Origin of the sequence: Alloalcanivorax xenomutans, assembly GCF_900217905.1 — a bacterium.
GTDB lineage: Bacteria > Pseudomonadota > Gammaproteobacteria > Pseudomonadales > Alcanivoracaceae > Alloalcanivorax > Alloalcanivorax xenomutans.
Map to the genome: position 1 here is coordinate 59,567 of NZ_OBMO01000017.1, position 17,238 is coordinate 76,804.

At 62.0% G+C, this 17,238-nt stretch carries 16 protein-coding genes; 6 read left to right on the forward strand and 10 right to left on the reverse strand.

All coding sequences use genetic code 11. From position 1 onward, the window contains the following. Nucleotides 1–65: 65 nt before the first annotated feature. Together CRO06_RS14175 and CRO06_RS20080 are read right to left on the reverse strand one after the other, a co-directional pair. On the reverse strand, nucleotides 66–1,280 hold the full coding sequence (locus tag CRO06_RS14175; protein WP_026949591.1) for a hypothetical protein: 1,215 nt from the start codon (nucleotides 1,278–1,280) through the stop codon (nucleotides 66–68). Nucleotides 1,281–1,328: 48 nt separating this feature from the next. Then, entirely contained in the window at nucleotides 1,329–1,502 is a 174-nt protein-coding gene (locus CRO06_RS20080; protein WP_155854841.1) for a hypothetical protein, read from the reverse strand. A 150-nt stretch (nucleotides 1,503–1,652) separates the two neighbouring features. Here CRO06_RS20080 and CRO06_RS14180 point away from each other — a divergent pair, with 150 nt between their 5' ends. Next, nucleotides 1,653–2,519: a LysR substrate-binding domain-containing protein gene (locus CRO06_RS14180; RefSeq protein WP_022994632.1), complete on the forward strand. Its 867-nt coding sequence runs from the start codon at nucleotides 1,653–1,655 to the stop codon at nucleotides 2,517–2,519. Nucleotides 2,520–2,528: 9 nt separating this feature from the next. On the opposite strand, the gene CRO06_RS14185 is transcribed toward CRO06_RS14180, so the two are convergent. Beyond that, nucleotides 2,529–4,067 carry a bifunctional GNAT family N-acetyltransferase/carbon-nitrogen hydrolase family protein gene (locus CRO06_RS14185; RefSeq protein ID WP_063141517.1) on the reverse strand — a complete coding sequence of 513 codons (1,539 nt, stop codon included), beginning with the start codon at nucleotides 4,065–4,067 and terminating at the stop codon, nucleotides 2,529–2,531. A gap of 12 nt (nucleotides 4,068–4,079) precedes the next feature. Further along, entirely contained in the window at nucleotides 4,080–4,451 is a 372-nt protein-coding gene (locus tag CRO06_RS14190; protein ID WP_097058719.1) for a hypothetical protein, read from the reverse strand. Between the two features lie 21 nt (nucleotides 4,452–4,472). Here CRO06_RS14190 and cobB point away from each other — a divergent pair, with 21 nt between their 5' ends. Further along, entirely contained in the window at nucleotides 4,473–5,189 is a 717-nt protein-coding gene (cobB, locus tag CRO06_RS14195) for a Sir2 family NAD+-dependent deacetylase (RefSeq protein ID WP_022994629.1), read from the forward strand. A gap of 183 nt (nucleotides 5,190–5,372) precedes the next feature. Further along, nucleotides 5,373–6,449 carry a 3-deoxy-7-phosphoheptulonate synthase gene (locus CRO06_RS14200; protein WP_097058720.1) on the forward strand — a complete coding sequence of 359 codons (1,077 nt, stop codon included), beginning with the start codon at nucleotides 5,373–5,375 and terminating at the stop codon, nucleotides 6,447–6,449. Nucleotides 6,450–6,570: 121 nt separating this feature from the next. Here the strand turns inward: CRO06_RS14200 and CRO06_RS14205 are convergent, their stop codons facing one another. Continuing rightward, on the reverse strand, nucleotides 6,571–7,536 hold the full coding sequence (locus tag CRO06_RS14205) for a redoxin domain-containing protein (RefSeq protein ID WP_167374852.1): 966 nt from the start codon (nucleotides 7,534–7,536) through the stop codon (nucleotides 6,571–6,573). Between the two features lie 510 nt (nucleotides 7,537–8,046). On the opposite strand from CRO06_RS14205, the gene CRO06_RS14210 reads away from it, so the two are divergent. Beyond that, nucleotides 8,047–8,886, forward strand: coding sequence for an ion transporter (locus CRO06_RS14210; protein ID WP_022994626.1), 840 nt, complete (start codon nucleotides 8,047–8,049; stop codon nucleotides 8,884–8,886). Here the strand turns inward: CRO06_RS14210 and nirD are convergent, their stop codons facing one another. The 4 genes from nirD to CRO06_RS14230 all read right to left on the reverse strand — a co-directional run bounded on the left by nirD (nucleotide 8,887) and on the right by CRO06_RS14230 (nucleotide 13,321). Next, a complete protein-coding gene (gene nirD, locus CRO06_RS14215) occupies nucleotides 8,887–9,228 on the reverse strand; it encodes a nitrite reductase small subunit NirD (protein WP_022994625.1) in 342 nt (113 codons plus the stop codon). A 3-nt stretch (nucleotides 9,229–9,231) separates the two neighbouring features. Further along, nucleotides 9,232–11,763, reverse strand: coding sequence for a nitrite reductase large subunit NirB (gene nirB / locus CRO06_RS14220; RefSeq protein ID WP_097058748.1), 2,532 nt, complete (start codon nucleotides 11,761–11,763; stop codon nucleotides 9,232–9,234). Nucleotides 11,764–12,131: 368 nt separating this feature from the next. Next, entirely contained in the window at nucleotides 12,132–12,692 is a 561-nt protein-coding gene (locus tag CRO06_RS14225; RefSeq protein ID WP_022994623.1) for a DUF1285 domain-containing protein, read from the reverse strand. After that, nucleotides 12,689–13,321, reverse strand: a complete 633-nt coding sequence (locus CRO06_RS14230; protein ID WP_014995053.1) for a TetR/AcrR family transcriptional regulator — start codon at nucleotides 13,319–13,321, stop codon at nucleotides 12,689–12,691. Before CRO06_RS14230 ends, CRO06_RS14225 begins: the two co-directional genes overlap by 4 nt. A gap of 200 nt (nucleotides 13,322–13,521) precedes the next feature. Here CRO06_RS14230 and CRO06_RS14235 point away from each other — a divergent pair, with 200 nt between their 5' ends. Then, nucleotides 13,522–14,643, forward strand: coding sequence for an aminotransferase class V-fold PLP-dependent enzyme (locus CRO06_RS14235; protein ID WP_097058721.1), 1,122 nt, complete (start codon nucleotides 13,522–13,524; stop codon nucleotides 14,641–14,643). A gap of 11 nt (nucleotides 14,644–14,654) precedes the next feature. After that, a complete protein-coding gene (locus CRO06_RS14240) occupies nucleotides 14,655–15,485 on the forward strand; it encodes a hypothetical protein (protein WP_097058722.1) in 831 nt (276 codons plus the stop codon). Nucleotides 15,486–15,493: 8 nt separating this feature from the next. Here the strand turns inward: CRO06_RS14240 and CRO06_RS14245 are convergent, their stop codons facing one another. Continuing rightward, nucleotides 15,494–17,137, reverse strand: coding sequence for a S1 family peptidase (locus CRO06_RS14245; RefSeq protein WP_143247744.1), 1,644 nt, complete (start codon nucleotides 17,135–17,137; stop codon nucleotides 15,494–15,496). Nucleotides 17,138–17,238 lie beyond the last annotated feature (101 nt).

The following is a 17,238-nucleotide window of genomic DNA, read 5'->3' on the forward strand; positions in this document are numbered from 1 at the left end:
CGCCTACGAAGCACCAAGGCTTCCCATCACAAAGAGTCGATTTCCCGCTAATCCGCGACGCCCCCCTAAAGTGGCCAGTGCAGTTGAATGTTGCCACCACCAAACGCCGCGCGATGCAACCGTACCGAGGGCGCAATGGTCAACACCGCGTCTTGTTCCCGCGATAGCACGATCTGCCAGGGCACGGACAACTTGCCGATCCAGTCATCGTCATCCCGTTCGCTCCAGTCACCGATAGCGTCTTGCTCCACCCCTGCCCGGCTCACATACAGCGCCGGCAGCAGTCTGTGGCGTTCGTTCAAAGGGATGTTCAGGCTGGAAAACAGCAATGGCTCGCGCCGCTTGACCCGCCCGGCGTCATTGACCTCCCGACCGAACCAACCGCTCTCGTCCAGTCTCAGATAGCGCACCCCCAGCTCCGGCTGCCAGCGATGCCGCAGTTGGGTGGCCGACAGCGTCACCGCCTCCATGTCCCGCTCGAACGGTATCCCGCCGGGCACTTCGTCCAGATCGTGATCGCGCCGGGTACGCTCGGCTTCCAAATCCAGCCGCCAGCCCCAGCCTCCCCAGCGCCGCCCGTGGGAGAGCGCCAGACGGGTCTGGCGACTGGCCACTTCGACGCCCTCATCACGATCATCCAGTACCGAGCGCGGTGAATGGTTGAGTGACACCGTGGTGACGGCGCCGTCGCCATGGGGCCGGTGCCATTGCAGGAACAGGGTATGCGGCCGCCGTCGCATCTCGCTGTCGCCGCCGGTCTTGTCATTGAAGTAGGCATCCGGCAGCACCCACTGGGCTTCCAGCCAGCCGCCACCGGCCAGCAGCCGGCGTACTCCGAAATAGATATCAGTCCGGGACTTGTCGGAAAACAGGTCACCACGCAGGGAGAGTTGCCAGCGCCCGCCCAGTATCTGGCGAAAGCCCACCACCTGACGCTGGAAATCGCCGTCGAAATCCTCGCCACGCTGTATGTCGAGCAGAAAGGCCCGGTCGGGATTATCGAAGGGAAAGGTCTGCCGGTATTGGAAGTCCAGGTAGAGACGATCGCCGGTGACACTGCCGGCGGTGCCACGAATGCCATCCTCCAGCGGCCCCATTGATGACAGATGCCGATAACTGAACACATGCAGAAAGCGTTCACTGTTGTAATCCTGATCGCGCCCCTGCACTACTGCATCGGCACGCCAAGGCTGGGGCTGGTGCCAATTCATGGCCCCGGCCTCCAGCGTCACGGTGGTGATCAGTCCGGCGATCACGCGCGCCGGACGCGGCGCGTCCACGGTGTGCCTCCCGGGAGATATCCCTTGTGAGACGGCGGTTTCGTCAGCCTATGCCCGTCCGGCTCTCCTCTCAACCCCTTGGCGCCAGCGGCGCCAGAGCCGCTCGACCCGGGCAATCAGCCGCAACGGCGGCATCGCCGGCATGGCCAGCCGGGGTTCGGGAACCGGGCCGTCATCGTCGCGTCCGGTGGCGGGGTGCTCCACGGGATCATGGAAGGTCATGGCGGTCTCCTGTGGTGAGTGCTCAGTCAATGAATGGCCAACGCCAGACTGAGGAGTTGCCACTAATCAATCAAACGAATTACTCTTCATCCACCTTTCAATAAAACTGAAAGATTAAAAGTGACCAATCCATCCCGGAGTTCCCCCCCAATGGACCTGCCCTTGCTCGATATCGATGTGATCCGGAGTTTCGTCGCCATCGCTGAAAGTGGCGGTTTCAGCCGCGCGGCGGTGACGGTGCATCGCACCCCCTCCGCGCTGAGCATGCAAATCAAGCGGCTGGAGGAAATGCTGGATCAGCCCTTGTTCATCCGCGAGGCAAGACAGGTGAGGCTTACCCCCCAGGGCGAGGCGCTGCTCGGTTACGCCCGCCGGCTGCTGAAACTCAACGAGGAAACCGTCGGCCACTTTCTCAAACCGGCGCTGACCGGCCAGGTGCGGCTGGGTTCGCCGGACGATGTCGGCACCCGCATTCTGCCGCGGGTGCTGGCACGTTTCGCCCGCACCCACCCGGCGGTACAGGTGGATGTGCTGGCGGGACGCAGCGTGGATCTGGTGCAACGGCTCAATGACGGTGATCTGGACATGACGCTGGTGACCGTGGGGAACGATGGCCTGGAGCCGACGTTGGGGGAAGTGGTGCACAGCGAACCGCTGGTGTGGGCCGGTCGCGATGGTGGTCTGGCGGTACAGCGCCGGCCTTTGCCTTTATCCCTGGCCAATCAGGGCTGTGCCTGGCGCCGTGTGGCCCTGGCGGCGCTGGATCATGCCGGTATCGATTACCGGATCGCCTACAGCAGCGAACATTGCGCCGGCCAGGAGGCCGCCATGCTGGCGGATCTGGCCGTGGCGCCGTTTCCGCAGAGCCTGGTAAGACCTCCATTACGGCGACTGGACCAGGAGGCCGCTCTGCCGGAGCTGGGTCACTACCAGATCGCGTTGGTGCGCGGCACCGCCGGGCCCGCCCACGATGCCCTGGCGGAGCAGGTGAAAGCCGCGTTTCGGGATTATCGTTAAGTTCCCGGGCTAATCCAGCGCTCTGAGCCCCTTCCAGGTCAGGTCGTACAGATCTCCACGGCGGTCGCGCAGGTTGGTCACCGAACCTTCGCTGTGCAGCAGCTTGAGCTTTTCCAGATCCACATCGGCGAACAACAGCATTTCCGTATTCGGCACGGACTCACTGATGATGCCGTCGTGGGGAAAGTAGAAATCGCTGGGAGAGAACACCGCCGACTGAGCGTACTGAATGTCCACGTTATCCACCCGGGGCAGATTGCCGATGCTGCCGGAAATGGCCACATAGCATTCGTTCTCGATGGCCCGCGCCTGGGCGCAGTGACGCACCCGCAGATAGCCGTTCTTGGTGTCGGTCCAGAATGGCACGAACAGAATTTCCATGCCCTGCTCCGCCAGCAACCGGCCCAGCTCCGGGAACTCCACGTCATAGCAGATCAGAATGCCGATACGGCCGGCGTCGGTGTCGAAGATGCGCAGTTCATTGCCGCCCTGGATCGCCCAATCCTTGCGTTCGTGGGGGGTAATGTGGATCTTGCGCTGCTCTTCCACGGAGCCATCGCGGCGCATCAGATAAGCCACGTTATACATGCGGCCATTCTCTTCCACCGGCATGGAGCCGCCGATGATATTGATGTTGTAACTGACCGCCATGTCCGCCATGGCATCGCGGACCTCATCGGTAAAACTGGCCAGATACCGCACCGCCTCCACCGAGTTGAGTTCCGGTTTCAGTCCCATCAGCGGCGCGCTGAAAAACTCCGGCAGGACGGCGAAATCGGCACGGTAATCGGACAATGAGTCGACGAAGAACTCCACCTGACCGAGCAGATCCTCCACCGAGCGGGCGGCGCGCATGCGACGCTGCACCACGCCGATGCGCACAGTGGAACGTCGCGGCCACTCCCCGTCCTCGTCCGGCTGATAGAGGATGTTGTCCCATTCCAGTAACGTGGCGTAGCCACGGGAGCTTTCGTCCTCGGGCAGGTACTTGGTCAACAGCCGCTTGACGTCGAAACCATTGGACAGCTGGAAAGTCAGGATCGGGTCATAGATGGCCCGGCTTTCCACCTGGGAGATGTACTCGGTCACCGACATCTTGTCGGCCTGATCGTTATAGCCGGGCAACCGTCCGCCGGCGAGAATCGCCCGCAGGTTTTCGTCACGGCACAATTCCTTGCGCGCTTCGTAAAGACGCCGGCCAAGCCGGTAGCCGCGATATTCCGGATCCACAAACACATCCAGGCCGTATAACGCGTCCCCCTTGCGGCTGTGGGAACGGATCTTGTCGTCAGTGATCAGGTCTTCATAGCGGTGCGGATTGGAAAAGCGGTCGTAGTCCACCTTGATGGTCAGAGCCGCCGCCACCAGTTCACCGTTGTCATCGATCACCAATTGCCCTTCCGGGAACACGCGGATCAGGGCCTTGATGGTGTCTTCCGGCCAGGCGCCACCAATGTCGTGGTAAACCTGGTCCATCAGCCGGGCCAACGCCGGGTAATCTTCCGTGGTCAACTGCCGCAGCCGCAAACGGGTGCTTTCTTCCGCCATGACGATCTCCGCTCAACTGAGAGGGGGAAAAGGAATCAGCCAGCAACGATGCTGGTCACGCAGGGCATTCTGGCCGTCAGGGTAAAGCGCCACGCCGTCCGGACGAATGAACAACACCGCGCCGGAGTGCAGGGCCACATAACCGGAAACCTGCTCGGTCACGTAGCCGGCGCCCTCACGGAAAGTCGGCCGCAGCGCATCGGGAATGGTTTCATAACCGATCAACCCGTTGGCCAGCGGGTCGTCCACTGAGGCCCGATCACGGTACAGACCGACGGCGTCCGCCCCCACCAGCAGCACCATGCCCTGGTGAAAATGCAGCAGATTGACCCGGCCGCGCTGCGGCAGGGACACAATCTCCTGCTGTGCAATAATGGTGTCCATAATTCTCCATGGGTAAGAGACATGCAGGAAAAGATTGTAATACTTACCGGTGCCGGAATCTCCGCGGAGTCAGGTATCCGCACCTTTCGCGACAACGGTGGTCTGTGGGAGGAACACCGTATCGAGGAGGTGGCGACACCGGAAGCCTTCCAACGCGACCCTGTGAAAGTGCATCAGTTCTACAATCAGCGGCGCCGGCAATTGCACGGTCCGGCCATTACCCCCAATCTCGCGCATCGGGCCCTGGCCCGATTGGAAGCCGCCCTGCCCGGTCAGGTGCTGCTGGTCACCCAGAACGTGGACAACCTGCACGAACGCGCCGGCAGCCGCAACCTGATCCATATGCACGGAGAGCTGTGCAAAGCCCGCTGCCGCACCACCGATGCCCTGGTGACCGTGGACGATGAGCTGAGCACGGGGCTGGCCTGCCCGCTGTGCGGGGTGCCCGGTTGTCTGCGGCCCCACGTGGTGTGGTTCGGTGAGATGCCCCTGGAGATGGACCGGATCTACGCGGCGCTGGCCCGCTGTGAGCGGTTCATCAGCATCGGCACCAGCGGCAACGTCTACCCCGCCGCCGGCTTCGTCGCCGAGGCCCGCGCCAACGGCGCCCATACGGTGGAACTGAACCTGGAACCCTCCGAGCAGCTCAACGCCTTCCACGAACACCACCACGGCCCCGCCACGCAGCTGGTGCCGGAATATGTGGAAAAACTGATTAAGGCAGCTAACAGTGAATAAGGAACAGGGAACAGCGACGCGAGCCGCCGTTGCAGGTAACGGGAAGCCCTGGTGGCCGCGCCGCTATTCACTGTTAACTATTCACTATTAACTGCCCTCTGGCTCTGTGTTATTTCTTCGTCATCCGGATTCGGCTAGACTGCCGGGTCCGCAGAGACTGAAAACACAGGCCAATCCAGCATCATGAGCCAGATACGACAGGTAGACGATCTCAATATCGAGTCCCAGCACGTGTTGATCACGCCACGGGCGCTCAAGGAAAAGTTGCCTCTGAGCGACGCCGCCCGGGACTCGGTGGTCGGCGGCCGGCAGGTGATTCGTGACATTCTCGACCGCAAGGACCCGCGTCTGTTCGTGGTCATCGGGCCCTGTTCCATCCATGATCCGAAAGCGGCTCTGGAATACGCCAGTCGCCTCAAGGCCCTGGCCGAGGAAGTCGACGATGCTCTCTTTCTGGTATTGCGGGTCTATTTCGAGAAGCCCCGCACCACCGTGGGCTGGAAGGGCCTGATCAACGACCCGTATATGAACGACTCCTTCAAGGTGGAGGAAGGGCTGCATATCGCCCGCCGTCTGCTGCTGGACGTGGCCGAACTGGGCCTGCCGGCGGCCACCGAGGCACTGGACCCGACCACGCCACAGTATCTGCAGGATTTGATTGCCTGGTCCGCCATTGGCGCCCGCACCACCGAATCCCAGACTCACCGGGAAATGTCCTCTGGTCTGTCCAGCCCGGTGGGCTTCAAGAACGGCACCGATGGCAGCCTGGATGTGGCGGTGAACGCCATGCTCAGCGTACAGCACCCGCATCGCTTCCTGGGCATCGACCCGGATGGCCGCGTGGCGCTGACCACCACCCGTGGCAACCCCTATGCCCACGTGGTACTGCGCGGTGGCGGTGGCAAGCCTAATTATGATTCGGTCTCCGTGGCCCTGGCGGAAAGCGCCCTGCACAAGGCCGGCGTTTCCACCAACATCATGGTGGACTGCTCCCACGCCAACTCCAACAAGGATCCGAGCCTGCAGCCGCTGGTGATGGAAAACATCGGCAATCAGATCCTCGAGGGCAACACCTCCATCGTCGGTCTGATGGTCGAGTCCCATCTCAACGAAGGGAATCAGAAAATTCCCGAGAATCTGGATGATCTGCAATACGGCGTTTCCGTCACCGACGGTTGTATCGGCTGGCAGACCACCGAGGACGCCGTACGCGCGCTGGCCAACAAGGTCCGCGACGTGCTGCCGCAACGCGACCGCTGAGTCCATAACTGTAGGGGCTTTGTCCGGGGGCGGGCCGCTGCAAGCGAATTGCACCGCGTCTGAAGAATTCGCTTGCGGGCAAGCCCCTACAGCGGCTTTGTAGCCATCGGCCGAGGGCCTCCTACCGTGACGCCGGCACCGCGCTGTCCAGCACCCTGAGAAAGGTCACCGGTTCGGATCGGTAGCGGGAATTCCCGGCCTTGTCCACGTAGCGAATATCACCCAGGCTATCGATGATGATCACCGTGGGGTCCACGGTGTCGGATTGATGCCCCAGCAGCTCCAGCCCCAGAGGGGTACCGCCGGGATCCAGCAATTGCAGCTGCCGGGCAGCGGTCAGATCCGGATCGATCCAACGTTCAAGCGGTACGCCCAGCCGATCCGCCATGCGGCAGGAGCGGGCATCGCTGTCGGCGCTGATCAGGACGATACGGGCGCCGCGACGCCCCAGGGCACCACGATGCCGCGCCAGCAGACGCAACAGCTCCACGCTTTTCGGGCACCAGTCGCCGCGATGAAATAACAGTACCGCCGGGGCGCCCCGCAATGAGGTGGAGGATACCGCATTGCCGCGCAAGTCCTGAAACGTCAGCACCGGCAACCGCTGACCGGGCCGGGGCCCATCGCCGCGTTCCCGGTATTGAGGGAAATACCAAAGCAGGCAGGCCGCCAGTCCGACCAGGCCAATTGCCGTGTAGATCCACGCCAGCGGCTGGGGATCATCCAGCGACAGGGTACCGAGCAAGGTCCAGGCGCTGCCGAGCCAGGCGCTCAACAACACCACAGGCAGTTGCGAGCCGCAGCCGGAACGGCCACGCCGCACCAGCCATACCGCCAGCGACAAGGTCGGCGCGTTGACCAGCAGAGGGCCAAGCCAGATCCAGTGACGCTGAGAGACCGCCATCCAGAAAGCATGGCAACAGATCGCCGCGGCCACCAGTGGATGCATGGCAATCAGGAAAGCCCGGATCCGTTTCATCACGTGCCGCTTGCCCTCCCCTTTTCCAACCCCGTCCGTGGGCACCACCACGGCCCGCGACACTGTCCCCTTGCGTCGCCCTCGCCGCGCCAATGCCATACCGATCATTGTCGCCCCCTGACTATTGTTGACTATCATTATGCGGATCGCGGGGCCAGGCCGCCGCCATCGGAGGTGATTGCTTGTCTTCCCTGAAACGTTTTCCCCAACGCTTCGGTATACGTTACAAGGGATAAGTTAGGTGGTCACGAAAGGTTTAACAAGAGAGAATGTAACCTAGGGCCTGTTCCCCCTATTTCCACCGCGCCTGTTGCGGCTAAAACGTCACCAATCCAGGCACAAGGAGAGAAGTTTGGTCATTCCAAATGAACAACGAGTAACGCAGAGTGGTGATGTTTTAGCCGCAACCCGAAGGGCTGGAGCCCTTTTTACCTCCCGCGTCGTTGTCGGTTGCTCATTTGGAATGACCAAACCGCGCGCCCTCCGCCTGGCTGGAGGCAAAAAGGGCATCCAGCAGGCGCGACGGAAATAGTGTGAACAGACCCTAGCCAAATCAGAATGACCGGATTCATTGGGCCCGTCCGGTCCGGCATGGGCAGAAACGGAGCAATCAACAGGATGTCGTCCCAGTCCCCATCCCAGCGTGAGCGCTGGCGCCACATTATCTTTGGCACGGATACCCCGGCCGGCCAGCGTTTCGACCTCTTGCTGATCATCGCCATCCTCAGCAGCGTTGTCGCCGTCATGCTGGACAGCGTGCAAAGCATCCACCAGCGTTACGGCGACTGGTTGTATGGCGTGGAATGGTTCTTCACCCTGCTGTTCACTGGTGAGTACCTGGTTCGCCTCTGGGTCAGCGACCGCCCGCTGCGCTATGCGCGCAGTTTCTTCGGCGTGGTTGATCTGCTTTCCGTGGTCCCCACTTACATCAGCCTGCTGGTGCCCGGCGCCAACTATCTGCTTACCATTCGCGCTCTGCGGGTGCTGAGAATCTTCCGCATCATGAAACTGGCGGCGCTGATGAGCGAGGCCAATCAGCTTGGCCTGGCGCTGGTCCGCACCCGCCGCAAGATCGGCATTTTCATGTTCTCGGTGCTGGTGGTGATCATCATTTTCGGCAGTCTGATCTACGTGGTCGAAGGGCCAAGCAATGGCTTCACCAGTATTCCGCGCAGCATCTACTGGGCCATCGTCACCGTGACCACGGTGGGCTACGGCGACATCTCACCACAAACGCCCATCGGCCAGGCCGTGGCGTCCCTGGCGATGATCACCGGCTACGCCATCATCGCCGTGCCCACCGGCATCGTCACCGCGGAAATCTCCGCCGCGCACATTGCCCGCCGCTATGAACGGGAATGCCCCAATTGCCACCGCCATGACCATGATCCGGACGCCCGCTTCTGCAAACAATGCGGTACCGGTTTGCCCAAGCCCGGCGGCGACGACGAGGCCTGATCAGCCGACGGCGACTTCCACCAGCTCGCCGCGCAACCGGACCGGATACACGGTCAGGGATACCGTCTCGTCCTCCAGGCACTTCCCGGTTTCCAGACAGAAGTGCTGTTTATACAGCGGTGACGCCACCACTCTGGTCCCCCCCAGGGAGCCCAGCAGACCGCGGCTGATCACATTGGCGCGGCTGAACGGGTCCATGTTATCCAGCGCATGGAGCTGGCCGTCGCGGGTACGGAACAGCGCCGCCTGCCCCTCGGGCAGGCGCACTCCGACACCGGTACCGGGCAGAATTTCATCCACTTTGCACACCGCTTTCCATTCCAGAGTAACGGAACTGTTCATGCCTTAACCCTCCTGTTGCACCAGCTCGATACGTTCATGCTCATAGGCCGGACGACGCTGACCACGCTCACGGACGTAATGCAGATTGTCATCGGCGACATCATCGTTAACGAAGTGCTTGAAGCGTTTCACCGCCTGGGGATCTTCCACGGTGGTCTTCCACTCGCATTGATAGGTGTCGATCACCTGTTGCATCTGCGCCTCCAGCTCTTCACCGATACCCAGCGAATCCTCCAGCACCACCTGCTTGAGGTAATCCAGCCCGCCTTCCAGGTTCTCCAACCACACGCTGGTGCGCTGCAGGCGGTCGGCGGTGCGGATGTAGAACATCAAAAAGCGGTCGATGGTTCTGATCAGTTGTTCATCGGACAAGTCGGAGGCGAGCAGATCCGCGTGACGGGGACGCATGCCGCCGTTGCCGCAGACATAAAGGTTCCAACCCTTGTCGGTGGCGATCACGCCCACATCCTTGCTTTGCGCTTCGGCGCATTCGCGGGTGCAGCCACTCACCGCCATCTTGATCTTGTGCGGGCTGCGCAGCCCCTTGTAGCGTTCTTCCACCTGAATGGCGGTGCCCACCGAATCCTTGACACCGTATCGGCACCAGGTGGAGCCGACGCAGGATTTCACCGTGCGCAGGGATTTACCGTAGGCGTGTCCGGTCTCGAAACCGGCGTCCACCAGAATCTTCCAGATTTCCGGCAGCTGATCGACGCGGGCACCGAACAGATCCACCCGCTGCCCGCCGGTGATCTTGGTGTACAAATCGTATTTCTTCGCCACTTCGCCCAGCACGATGAGCTTGTCCGGCGTGATTTCACCGCCGGGTACACGGGGCACGATGGAGTAAGTGCCGTCACGTTGCATGTTGCCAAGAAAATAATCGTTGGTGTCCTGCAGACCGGCGTGGGGCTTGCTCAGCACATAGTCGTTCCAGCAGGACGCCAGCACCGAAGCGGCCAGCGGTTTACAGATATCGCAGCCGTCGCCACTGCCGTGTTTTTCCAGCAACTCGTCGAAGGTCTTGATTTCCCCCACCCGCACCAGGTGATAGATCTCCTGGCGGGAATACGGGAAGTGTTCGCACACGTGGTTATTCACCTCCACGCCGCGCTTGGCCAGCTCGCTGTCCAGCACCTGCTTGACCAAAGCGGCGCAGCCGCCGCAGGTGGCGGAGGCCTTGGTGCAGGCTTTCAGATCACCAACGGTGGTGGCGCCGTCATCGATGGCGGCGCACAGCGCGCCTTTGGAAACATTGTTGCAGGAGCAGATCTGGGCACTATCCGGCAAGGCATCGGCGCCGAGCATGGGGGCATCGCCGGCGGCCGGAGCGATCAGAGCGGCGGCTTCTCCGGGCAGGTCGATCCGGTTCAGGCACAGTTGCAGCAGGTTGCCATAATCGTTGGCGTCGCCCACCAGTACCGCGCCCAATAGTTTCTTGCCACACTCGCTGACCACCACTTTCTTGTACACGCCGGTGCTCTGGTCGAAGAACACCGCGCTGCGGGCACCAGGCGTCTGGCCATGGGCATCCCCCACCGAGGCCACGTCCACACCCATCAGTTTCAGCTTGGTGCTCATATCGGCACCCTGGAAACTCGGCTCGGAATCCGCGCACAAGCGCGCGGCGGCGGTCTCCGCCATTTGATAACCCGGCGCCACCAGCCCGAAGATCCGGCCCTGCCATAACGCCACCTCGCCGATGGCGAAAATATCCGGGTCGGAGGTGACACAGTAATCATCAATCACCACCCCGCCGCGTTCACCGACCTCCAGCCCGCAGGCGCGGGCAAGGCTGTCCTCCGGACGAATGCCGGCGGAAAACACGATGATGTCGGTTTCCAGGTGGCGGTCCTCGCCAAAGTCCATGCGATGGCGGTGCTGTTCGCCGTCGACGATGGCCCGGGTGCCGGTATTGGTGTGGACCGTCACGCCCAGCGCTTCGATTTTGTCCTTCAACAAACCGCCACCGAGATCGTCCACCTGAACCGCCATCAGACGCGGCGCGAACTCCACCACATGGGTTTCCAGTCCCAGATCGTGCAGGGCCTTGGCCGCTTCCAGGCCGAGCAGGCCGCCGCCCACCACGGTGCCGATACGGGCCTGATCCGCGGCGGCGATAATCTCGTCCAGGTCATCAAGGGTGCGGTAAACAAAGCAGTTCGGGCGGTCGTTACCGTCAATGGGCGGCACGAACGGATAGGACCCGGTGGCCAGCACCAGTTTGTCGTAATCCAGCCGCTCTCCCGCTTCGGTGATCACTACCCTGGCGTCCCGGTCGATCTCGCGCACCCGGGTGGACAGCTTCAGGGTCAGCCCCGGTTGTGCCATGAAACCCTCCGGCACCAGCGACAGAGCATCGGCATCGCGCTCGGTAAAGTAACGGGTCAAGCCAACCCGGTCATAGGCCGGCCGGCTCTCCGCGCACAGGATCGTCACGTCGTAGTGATCAAGACCACCACGGTCCGCCAGCGCCTCCAGAAAGCGCTGCCCCACCATACCGTGGCCTACCAGCAACACCTTTTGTTTCGTCATGGGAATGTCCCCTTTCACCGTTTCAGCTTGCCAACTGTTGAACAGGGTGAAAGCAAAGCCCATGCCATGTGCATAACCCTTTGATTTAAATGGGTTTAAGGCCATGAAGAACGATCAGGGGAAGAGACACTCGCTTTAGCGGCGGGCAAGGACGCCCCATTTCGAGGCAGATTATGGTGCGCCATGTTGGAACAAAAACGGGCACGGTTGTGGGGCGGCACTACACCCTGAGAAAGATCAAATCGGAGGTCGCTACCAGGCCACCGCAGGAGCTTGCCTTGCAAGCGAATTCGGCTTCCGGCGCAAAAGATTCGCTTGCAAGGCAAGCTCCCACAGCGGCTTCGTGGTTAGTCCGGTCTGGTTGTGTATCAGAACGAGCCGAGGGAAAAACGGGCGCCGTCGCTGTCGATATACAAGTGGGTCACGCCGTCCCGCTCTTCATGGCCGGCCCACTCCACCAGTTGGTAGAACATGTTGCGGGAAATCAGTGCTTCCAGATTGTCGCGCACGTGCAGATAAGGGGACGGCTCCCCGCTGTCCGGGTCGTGTTCTATTCGCAATGGATGCCGTTCACCAGCCACCACGTGAGTTCCCACATTGGTGGTGAACACCAGCTTGTCGACACCATCGTCCTTCACACGCTGTACGTCGGTGGCGACAAAAGGCGCGTCGTCCACCTCGATGCGCAGTTTTTCCACCGGCGTAATCAGGAAGTAGTCATCGCCTTCACGCAACAGAATGGTGGAAAACAATCGCACCATACGCTCTCGTTCAATCGGCGATTCCTGGTAATACCAGGTGCCGTCACGGGCAATGCGCATACGGCTTTCGCCCTGATGTTCCGGGTGCCACTGATGCACCGGCGGCAGCCCCTGCTCGTCCCGTTCGGCCTTTTCCAGCAGGGCCAACAGGGAATCGGCGGAAGTCATTTTCGGCGTTGTCCTTTATTGCCCATGCGAATACCAATTTCGATCAGGAAGTCGAGGAAATCCTCCTTTTCGTCGATCAGCCCCATATAGAACGGCGATTGCACCAGCGCCACGGCGCCGTGGGCCAGCGCCCAGGCCGCGCAAATGTGATAAATCGGCGGCACGTCTTCCAGGGAGCCCTCACTGATGCGCGCCTTGACGATGCTCTTGAGTCGTTCGAAATTGGCTTCGCGGATGTTGTGCAGTTTCTCCACCAGTTCCGGCACCGCGTGGTCCTTGATCACCTTGTTTTCCAGCCGGTCGAACAGTTGGTAGCGGGCCGGGTCGTTGATGCGGAAACGAAAATACTCGCGGGTCAGTTTTTCCTTGTCGTCGTCCTCGGAAATACTGTTGAACACCGCCGCCAGATCCTCTTCATAACGCAGCATCAGCAGCAGATAGATCTCGTTCTTGGTTTCGAAGTGCTTATAGATGGTGCCTTTGCCAATCCCCACCCGGTCGGCGATCATTTCCACGGTGACACGATCCTCTCCCTGCTCCAGGAATAATTCCAGAGCGGTATCGAGGATTTGTTGCTCCCGTTGCCGGAATTCCTGTGCCTTACGCGTCGCTTTTTCCAGATCAGCCATTCATCCTTACTCCCAAGACCGGTGAATCCCGCGATTCACCACAGTTTATCCCACCCCCGGGCACCATGCATCACGGGCCAGGTTGACCTGCCACGGCAATCGGTCATGCTGTGAGTCATGTGTTCCGGCGAATTATCGATGCCCCTTTCGGGCAGGATGATACCCACCCGCCCGGCAATGACAATGGAGTCGATCATCACATGACCAGCGCTCTGGATCTGTCCGCGGAATTCCCTCTTGAAAACGACGTGCTTTATCTCAATCACGCCGCCGTGGCGCCGTGGCCTAAACGCACCCGGGACGCGGTGGTGCGTTTCGCCGAGCAGAACATCACCGTGGGGGCGCGGGACTATCCGCGCTGGCTCGACACCGAGCAAACTCTGCGCGGCCGCCTCGCCGCGCTGATCGGCGGTGTGCCGCACGAAGACATCGCCTTGCTCAAGAACACCTCCGAAGGGCTGTCCGTCATTGCCCAGGGGCTGTCCTGGCGGGACGGCGATCAGGTGCTGATCAGCGATCAGGAGTTCCCCTCCAACCGCATTCCCTGGCAGGCCCTGGCCGAACAGGGTGTGGAGGTGATCCAGGTGCCGGTGGACGGGGACAACGCCGAGCAGCGCGTCATCGATGCGCTTGGCCCCCGTGTACGCCTGGTGTCACTGTCATCGGTGCAATATGCCAGTGGCATCCGCCTGGATCTGGCGCCGATCGGCGCCGCGTGCCGGGAACGGGGCGTGCTGTTCTGCGTGGACGCGATCCAGAGTCTGGGGGCTCACGTCTTCGACGCCGAAAGCATCAATGCGGATTTCGTCGTCGCCGACGGCCATAAGTGGATGCTGGGGCCGGAAGGGCTGGCGCTGTTTTACGCCCGTCCGGAAGCCCGCGACCGGCTGCGCCTGCGTCAGTTCGGCTGGCACATGGTGGCGGCATCCGGTGATTATGACCGCCAGGACTGGCGGCCGGCGGATGATGCCCGTCGTTTCGAGTGCGGCAGCCCCAACCTGTTGTGCGCCCATGCGCTCAACGCGTCTCTGTCGTTACTGGAAGAGGTGGGCATGGCGGCGGTGGAACAGCGCCTGACCGATACCGTGACCGGCCTGATCGGCGAGCTCAAGGCGCGCGGCGCGGAGTTGCTGACCCCGGAAGCGGCACGCCGCCGCGCCGGCATCGTCACGTTCCGGCTGCCCGGCGAGGAACCGCAATCCACCTTTGAACGTCTGCGTCAGGGCGGCGTGGTCTGCGCCCAGCGCGGTGGCGGCGTGCGCTTCTCGCCCCACTTTCATACTGACCAGTCAGTCATCGACCGCGCCCTGGCGCTGTTGTAGGATAGCCCCCCATGCGAACGCAACGACTCTATCAATGGCTGTGCGAGCGCCTGCAACGTCAGGACGGCGGCAAGGATTGGCCGCAAAGCAGCCTGGACCATCAGCGTGTCCTGCTGCAGCCCTGCGACGTGTTGCTGGTGGACAGCGAAAGCGCTCTGGACCGGCGACTGCGGCGGCTCACCGGCAGCCGGTTCTCCCGAGCCTTGCTTTATATCGGCCGTTTGCACGACGTCGCCGATCCGTCCCTGCGCGCCCTGCTGGCCGATTATGTGCCTTGCGAACCGGACACCCAACTGGTGCTGGATGCCAGCCTGGAGCGAGGATTACGGGTGCGGGAATTGAGCACGCTCAGCGGCCTGCACCTGCGCGTCTGCCGTGCACAGAATCTGTCCACCGACGAGCGTCAGGACGCACTGCGTTACGCCATCAGCCGGGTCGGCACTGGCAGCACCACCTCCTGGAGCACGTTGATGCTGCTCTGGCTGTTTCCCTGGCGCACGCTGCCAAGCGGCTGGCGCCGGCGCCTCGCCAACCGTCTGGCCACCGAGCTGCTGCGCACCCTCAGCGGCAGTCTGGTGGGCGAAGCCTTCGCTTTCATTCAATTCCCGGTTTATCCGCTGGTGAAACGGCCGGAAGACGACGGCTCGCGGTTGCTGCGCCTGCAGCCGCGCCTGTTCCACGCCGCCGATTTCGATCACTCGCCCTATTTCGATGTGATCAAGGCTCCTTATCTGCTGGATCAGGTCCCCGCCGGATTTCAGGCGATTCCGTGGAAGGGGAACGCCGGCGCCATGGCCTCGGAACAGCGCGCCTCTCACTTGAGCCTGGTGGATACCCCATAGGGGCCCGTTTACGACCGAATAGACCGTAAACAGGCTCCAACCAGTAGCAACCCCCACCACCCCAATCCCACGGCGCCACCACCGCCGCTGCCGCCAGCTCCGGCACGAGGCGTCTCCGCCCGCGCCTGGGATGGCAGGAACGACAATTGGGTATCGCCGGCCGGGAAATCGCCGCTGGAAGAGCCACCATCCAAATAGACCCGGCCCTCGCCCTCTCCTTCGATCACCAGTAACCGACTGGCCTGAGCCCCTTCCGCCAGGTCCCCCAATTGACACCGGACCACGGCGCCACCACTGCATCCCTCGGGCAGGCTCCTCCAGGACCAGCCTTGCGGAATGCGGAACGACAACCAGGCGTCCCGGGCGGGAAAATGGGTGGCACGATTGGTCAACCGGGCTTCCAGGGTGACGGTGTCGCCGTTGAGACGCTGGGTTCCGGCCATCAGCAGATCCGGCTGATCACTGAAGATCGCCGTCACCGCATCCCGTTCCAACCGGTAATAATCGTGGGCGGCGCTGTCCGGCCGGATCCACAATCGGGACTGCACCGTCGCACCAGTGCTGGACTGTACCCGCAAGCGATAATCGCCGCTGCTGGCGCCGCGCTCCAGCGATGCATCCCCCCGGCACAGGCTGTAACCGTCATGGTCACTGCAGGCCAGCTCATCGGCACTGACCCGCACCCCTTGGTCATGATCGATGCGCGCGCCCACTTGGTGCGCCGCATTGACCCGGCTCTGATTCTCCAGCCTCAAAGACAAGGTCAGAGTTTCCCCCGGAAGGCCGTAGCGGCGCCCTCCCAGCGGGCGGCTGTGCAGGTCCACCAGAGCATCGCCGGAGGTGCTCTCCAGCCACGCCAGGTAATCACTGACCCGGGTGTAGACACCCGGCGCATCCGGTGTGGCGCACTGGGGTGGGCCATAGCTGGTGATGCCGGCCAGCCAGGGGCGGCCGTCATAGTGATAGGTCAGAGGTCCGCCGCTGTCTCCCCGGCAGGTATCGCGTCCCGAATCCCCCTGCCTTTGCAACTCACCGGCGCACAGCTGGCGATCAGTAAGGTTGGACCAGTGACGCGCGCAGCGCTCCGGAGTGATGTAATCCAACGCCACCTGATGAAGCATCCGGGGGGCGCTTCCGCTCTCGGTGGTGCCCCACCCGTAGGCAGTCAGAGCCCGCTCGGCGGCGCCGTCGATCAACGCCTGCATTTCCCGGTTCTTGGCCAGGTCGAGCGCGGCCAGGGCGGATGCCCCCTGCATTTCCAGTAACGCCAGGTCATTGTGGAAGACGCCGTAGACGAATCGCGGGTGCACATGTACAGCCCGCACCGGCCAGCGCTCCGCCGGCTCCCCGCCACGATCGGCACTGCCCAGAGCAACGAACAGTTGCTCCGGCTTCAATTGACTGCCGCTCTGACCACGCACGCAGTGTGCCGCCGTCAGCACCCAGCGGGGCGCCACCAGGACCGAGCCGCACAAAAACGAGCCCTGTTCCGGGTCACCGGAACGGCTCACCTCCAGCTCCGCCATCCAGGACGGCGCCGCGGCAACCGGTTCTCCTCCGATAATCTGTGGCGACATGCTCTGTGCCCGGCCTCCCAGGGGCGCCAGACAAAGCAGTACACAGGAGAAAGCAACAAAGATACGCAAATTCACACCACACCCACCAAGGCAATTTCGCAAAGAGACAGGACATTAATCTCAGAGCAATGAGAAATTCTACCTAGAGTATGAGTACGGATATATTACTGTGACAC

What these genes read in the sequence shown, in the direction of transcription:
- CRO06_RS20080 (WP_155854841.1), bottom strand. Translation starts at nt 1,502, where the DNA reads ATGACCTTCCATGATCCCGTGGAGCACCCCGCCACCGGACGCGACGAT.
- CRO06_RS14180 (WP_022994632.1), top strand. Translation starts at nt 1,653, where the DNA reads ATGGACCTGCCCTTGCTCGATATCGATGTGATCCGGAGTTTCGTCGCC.
- CRO06_RS14185 (WP_063141517.1), bottom strand. Translation starts at nt 4,067, where the DNA reads ATGGCGGAAGAAAGCACCCGTTTGCGGCTGCGGCAGTTGACCACGGAA.
- CRO06_RS14190 (WP_097058719.1), bottom strand. Translation starts at nt 4,451, where the DNA reads ATGGACACCATTATTGCACAGCAGGAGATTGTGTCCCTGCCGCAGCGC.
- cobB (WP_022994629.1), top strand. Translation starts at nt 4,473, where the DNA reads ATGCAGGAAAAGATTGTAATACTTACCGGTGCCGGAATCTCCGCGGAG.
- CRO06_RS14200 (WP_097058720.1), top strand. Translation starts at nt 5,373, where the DNA reads ATGAGCCAGATACGACAGGTAGACGATCTCAATATCGAGTCCCAGCAC.
- CRO06_RS14205 (WP_167374852.1), bottom strand. Translation starts at nt 7,536, where the DNA reads ATGATCGGTATGGCATTGGCGCGGCGAGGGCGACGCAAGGGGACAGTG.
- CRO06_RS14210 (WP_022994626.1), top strand. Translation starts at nt 8,047, where the DNA reads ATGTCGTCCCAGTCCCCATCCCAGCGTGAGCGCTGGCGCCACATTATC.
- nirD (WP_022994625.1), bottom strand. Translation starts at nt 9,228, where the DNA reads ATGAACAGTTCCGTTACTCTGGAATGGAAAGCGGTGTGCAAAGTGGAT.
- nirB (WP_097058748.1), bottom strand. Translation starts at nt 11,763, where the DNA reads ATGACGAAACAAAAGGTGTTGCTGGTAGGCCACGGTATGGTGGGGCAG.
- CRO06_RS14225 (WP_022994623.1), bottom strand. Translation starts at nt 12,692, where the DNA reads ATGACTTCCGCCGATTCCCTGTTGGCCCTGCTGGAAAAGGCCGAACGG.
- CRO06_RS14230 (WP_014995053.1), bottom strand. Translation starts at nt 13,321, where the DNA reads ATGGCTGATCTGGAAAAAGCGACGCGTAAGGCACAGGAATTCCGGCAA.
- CRO06_RS14235 (WP_097058721.1), top strand. Translation starts at nt 13,522, where the DNA reads ATGACCAGCGCTCTGGATCTGTCCGCGGAATTCCCTCTTGAAAACGAC.
- CRO06_RS14240 (WP_097058722.1), top strand. Translation starts at nt 14,655, where the DNA reads ATGCGAACGCAACGACTCTATCAATGGCTGTGCGAGCGCCTGCAACGT.